At 63.2% G+C, this 5077-nt stretch carries 4 protein-coding genes; 1 reads left to right on the top strand and 3 read right to left on the bottom strand.

The genetic code is table 11. From position 1 onward, the window contains the following. Nucleotides 1-172: 172 nt before the first annotated feature. From AC0L2J_RS34485 to AC0L2J_RS34475, 3 genes are all read right to left on the bottom strand, one after another. Nucleotides 173-1807 carry an alkaline phosphatase family protein gene (locus AC0L2J_RS34485; RefSeq protein WP_473395949.1) on the bottom strand — a complete coding sequence of 545 codons (1635 nt, stop codon included), beginning with the start codon at nucleotides 1805-1807 and terminating at the stop codon, nucleotides 173-175. A gap of 241 nt (nucleotides 1808-2048) precedes the next feature. After that, a complete protein-coding gene (gene obgE, locus AC0L2J_RS34480) occupies nucleotides 2049-3089 on the bottom strand; it encodes a GTPase ObgE (protein WP_473395948.1) in 1041 nt (346 codons plus the stop codon). Nucleotides 3090-3290: 201 nt separating this feature from the next. Continuing rightward, nucleotides 3291-3770: a MaoC family dehydratase gene (locus AC0L2J_RS34475; RefSeq protein WP_007604386.1), complete on the bottom strand. Its 480-nt coding sequence runs from the start codon at nucleotides 3768-3770 to the stop codon at nucleotides 3291-3293. A 275-nt stretch (nucleotides 3771-4045) separates the two neighbouring features. On the opposite strand from AC0L2J_RS34475, the gene AC0L2J_RS34470 reads away from it, so the two are divergent. Continuing rightward, nucleotides 4046-4960, top strand: a complete 915-nt coding sequence (locus AC0L2J_RS34470; RefSeq protein WP_007604387.1) for a DMT family transporter — start codon at nucleotides 4046-4048, stop codon at nucleotides 4958-4960. Nucleotides 4961-5077 lie beyond the last annotated feature (117 nt).

Here is a 5077-nt window from a genome sequence, read left to right as displayed (position 1 = left end):
AAACCTTGGGGTCACCGCTCTCCAGGCAATGCAAAACTCTCCCGGCGGGAGCAAAACATTCTCAAGCTCTGAGGAGCGCGCTCTTTGCGCGCGTCTCGAAGGATGCAGACCGACGTGCGAGTGCCGGGCCTGCATGGTTCGAGACGGCGCTTACGCCTCCTCACCATGAGGGTTACAGCTTCGCGCGTTGCGCGATGCCGTCCTTGATCGACGCCAGCTCCGCTTCGTCCCAGATCCCGATCAGGATGCCGCCCTTCACCTGGAGCTGGTTGTCGGCATAGGCGGCGATCTTCTCGCGCGGCGTGGTGATGTGGTCGTTGGGATGCAGCGCCCAGTCGAACAGCTCAGCCTGCAACCGCGCGATGATGCCGGCGCATTCGGGATCGTCGCCGCGATCCACAAACTCTTCCGGATCGGTTTCGATGTCATACAGCATCGGGCGGAAGCCCGAGGCGTGGATGTATTTCCAGCGGCCGTCGAACACCATGAACAGGCGGCAGCGTTCGATCGGCTGGTTCAGCTTCAGCCGCACGTCCTGCATGACATAGTCGTATTCGGAGAACGCCACCTTGCGCCAATCCGATGGCGTCGAGCCGCGCAGCAGGGGCAGCAGCGAGCGTCCCTCGAGGATATGGCCCGGCACCTTGCCGCCGAAATAATCCACGAAGGTCGGTGCGAGATCGATGGCTTCGACCAGCGCATCGTTGCGCGTGCCGCGCGTCGCATCGGCCTCCTTCGAGGGATCGATAATGATCAGCGGAATCTTCGCCGACTGCTCGTGGAACAGATCCTTCTCGCCCATCCAGTGATCGCCGAGATAATCGCCGTGATCGGAGGTGAACACGATCATGGTGGTGTCCAGCAGATCGCGCTCCTCCAGGAACTTCATCAGCACGCCCATCTGATCGTCGATCTGGGTGATCAGTCCCATATAGGTCGGGATCACCTTCTCGCGGGCATCATTGCGCGCCATGTTGCGGGAGTAGCGCATGTCCATATAGGCGCCGAACACCGGATGCGGGTTCTGGCGCTCGCGCTCGGAGCGGATCACCGGAATCATGTCCGATGTCGAATACATGCTGGCGTAGGGTTCGGGCGCGATATAGGGCCAGTGCGGCTTGATGTAGGACAGATGCAGGCACCACGGCCTGCCGTCGGTCTCGGCCTCGCTGATGAAGTCCATCGCGCGCCGCGTCATGTAGGGCGTCTCGGAATGCTCGTCCGGCACGCGCGCGGCCTTGTCGGCATGCACGAGCAGCCAGCCGTTCTGGAGCGAGCCGTCCTCGGCCGCACCTGAATTCGCCCAATGCTCCCAGGGATTGGGCGCCTCGAATCCCTGCTGGCGCAGATATTCGTCGTATTTCGGACGCGGCCGCCCCGTGGGATGCAGGCCGTCGTCACGCTCATAGGGTTCGAACCCGCATTCGGCGACGTGCACGCCGATCATCGATTCCGGCGGGATGCCGAGCGCCTTCATGCCTTCGAGATCAGGCGCCATGTGGGTCTTGCCGACCAGCACGTTGCGCACGCCGAGCTTCTTGAGGTGATCGCCGAGGGTGGGCTCGCCGACGCGCAGCGGCCAGCCGTTCCAGTGCGAGCCGTGCGAGCGCATGTAGCGCCCGGTGTAGAACGACATCCGCGAGGGGCCGCAGATCGGCGACTGCACATAGGCCTTGCTGAACAGCACGCCGCGCTTGGCCATGGCGTCGATGTTCGGCGTCTTCAGCGTGGGATGGCCGGTGCAGCCGAGATAGTCATAGCGAAGCTGGTCGCACATGATCCAGAGAACGTTCTTCGCGCGCGCCATGAATCATCCCTGCCGTTTCTTGATGGGTCGATGCTGCGCTATCGAGGGCGCGAAGACAAGCAGGGCGGTGACGCGCGAGGTCGTGGCTGCACATTCCAGCGTCGTCCCGGCGAAGGCCGGGAACCATAGCCACAGGGAGTAGTTTGGCGAAGACTAGTAGTTCGGTACTAAGACCATCCCCAACCGACAGATCACGCGGTATGGGTCCCGGCCTTCGCCGGGACGACCGTGGGGAGAGCGTTCAAACCGACCAAGGCTCCGCTTCGGCCGCGCTCTTCGCTTTCGCCGAGACCGGGCTCTCGCCGATCACATCCGCCAATGCCCGCAGCGCTTCCTGCACGCCATCTCCGGTGACGGCGGAGAGCAGCAGCGGCGTCTTCTTGGCGGCGCGCTTCAGCCGGTCCTTCTGCTTCTTCAACTCGTCCGGCTCGACCGCGTCGATCTTGTTCAGCGCGACGATCTCGATCTTGTCGGTGAGCTGCCCGGCATAGGCATCCAGTTCGGTTCGCACCGTCTTGTAGGCCTTGCCGGCGTGCTCGCAGGTCGCATCGACGAGATGCAGCAGCACGCGGCAGCGCTCGACATGGGCGAGGAAGCGGTCGCCGAGACCGACACCTTCATGCGCGCCTTCGATCAGGCCGGGGATATCAGCCAGCACGAATTCGCGGCCGTCGGCATTCACGACGCCGAGCTGCGGATGCAGCGTGGTGAAGGGATAGTCGGCGATCTTCGGCTTGGCCGCGCTGACCTTGGCAAGGAAGGTCGATTTGCCGGCATTGGGCAGGCCGACGAGGCCGGCATCCGCGATCAGCTTCAGCCGCAGCCAGATCCAGCGCTCCTCGCCGGGTTGGCCGGGATTGGCATTGCGCGGCGCGCGGTTGGTCGAGGTCTTGAAATGCGCGTTGCCGAAGCCGCCATTGCCGCCTTCGGCCAGCACGAATTTTTCGCCGACATTGGTGAAATCGTGGATCATGGTCTCGCGATCTTCATCGAAGATCTGCGTGCCCAGCGGGACCTTCAGCACGATCGACTTGCCATTGGCGCCGTGGCGGTCCGAGCCCGAGCCGTTCTCGCCCTTCTGGGCCTTGAAGTGCTGCTGGTAGCGATAGTCGATCAGCGTGTTCAGCCCGTCGGCGACCTCGATGATGACATTGCCGCCGCGGCCGCCATTGCCGCCGGAGGGACCGCCGAATTCAATGAATTTTTCGCGGCGGAACGCCACGCAGCCGTTTCCGCCGTCGCCGGAGCGGATATAGACCTTTGCTTCGTCAAGGAATTTCATGGGCCATAGGTAGGCCAGCCGGTCCCGCGCGGCAACCCGGATAGACCCGCAAATCGGCCGAAACCCGGCGATTTGTGGCCTTGCTTAACCAGCTGGCCGGCGCCCCTACGTGTCGTCCCGGACAAGCGAAGCGCAGATCCGGGACCCATAACCACAGGGAGGAGTTTGGCGAAGACCGGCAGTGGACTGGTCTTCACGCGGTTAGGATGGCCGGCGCCGGATCAGGAATTTCTGCATGCCCTCCAGCACCAGCTCCTTGCGCTGGTTGAACACGGTGCTTTTGAGCGTCACCGCGCCGGTCGAGCGTCCCGGCACCAGCTCGATGACCTCGAGCGCGGGATAGATGGTGTCATCGGCGAACACCGGTTTGAGGAACCGGCTGGATTGCTCGAGGAAGCCGACCAGGGAGTCCTCGACCATGAACGGAAACAGGCCTGCGCCCGGTGCGGTATGGATCAGCGTCTGGAAACCGTGAGCCAGCAGATGCGGCATGCCGCGGCTGCGGCAATACTCCACATCGTAATGCACCGGATGGGTGTCGCCGCTCGCGGTCTGGAACGCCGCGAACACCGCCGTCGTCTGCGTGCGGCTCGGCAGCACGAAACGCTCGCCGACCACGAAATCCTCAAACCAGCGTTGCGCGGGGATCATGCGATGCCGGGCCGGGTCGAAGTCGGTCATGGCTAAGCTTTTTTCCTCGCTTGTTTTGCCGGTGGGACGCCTATGGCTACCGCGACGCGAAGAGTGCGGCAATCCGTTCAATTCGTCTTGCGTGGGCTTGTCGCGGGCGCTCACGTCATTAAAACGACCGCAAGCGACTCTGGTCGCCGTTCCCAAGCTCTCTCCGCTCGTCATTGCGAGCGAAGCGAAGCAATCCAGACCGTCTCCGCGGCAACAGTCTGGATTGCTTCGTCGCAAGAGCTCCTCGCAATGACGAGTTTCCACGAACGACAGCAATGCCCCTTTTCAAAAATCTCTCGGCCTATGACGAACGCTCGGCGCGCCTCGCCGGGATTGCGCTCATGGTGCTGTCGATCTTCATGTTCTCGTTCGGCGATGCCATGGGCAAGTTCCTGGTCGGGACTTATTCGGTGGGGCAACTGCTGTTCCTGCGCGCCTGCGCGGCGCTGCTGCTGCTGTCGCCGCTGGTCTGGCGGCAGCGTCACCAGTTCCTGCAGCTGGAGCGGCCGGGCCTCCAGCTCTTTCGCGTCGTGCTGTCGACGCTGGAAGTGGCGGCGTTCTTCCTTGCGACGGTCTACCTGCCGCTCGCCGACGTCATCACCTATTATCTCGCCGGGCCCATTTTCGTCACGGCGATGTCGGCGATATTCCTCGGCGAGAAGGTCGGCTGGCGGCGCTGGACGGCGATCCTGATCGGCTTCTGCGGCGTACTGATCGCGCTGCGGCCCTCGGCACAGACCGTGAGCCTGCCGGCGCTGATCGCGTTGGGCGGCAGTCTTTCCTTCGCAACGCTGATGCTGATCACGCGCAGCCTGCGCAAGACGCCCGATATCGTGATGGCGTCGTCGCAATTCGTCGGCACGTTTGTGCTGGGTGCGGTGCTGTCGGCGTTCCACTGGGTGCCGCCGACATCGGGCAGCCTCGTGATCTTCGCGCTGGCGGGATGCGTCTCGGTCACGGCGCTGTTCTGCGTCAACCGCTCGCTCAAGCTGGCGCCGGCCAGCGTCGTCGTGCCCTATCAATATTCGATGATCGTCTGGGCGGTGATCTTCGGCTTCGTCGTGTTCGGCGACGTGCCCGAAATCGCCACCATCGTCGGCGCCGCCATCATCATCGGCGCCGGGTTCTATATTTACTTGCGTGAGCGCGATCTCGGGCGCGGGGACGTGGATGTGAATCCGCCGGCGTGAACACAGCCCAATAAATTCGAGCGTCGTCCTGGACAAGCGGAGCGCAGATCCAGGACCCATATGTGGACGGCCCCCGTGGCACAAGAGCTTAGTGAGGTTTGATCGGATCGCTTGCAT

The organism is Bradyrhizobium sp. MV1.5, assembly GCF_055807615.1.
This window is presented reverse-complemented; position numbering and strand designations above follow the sequence as displayed.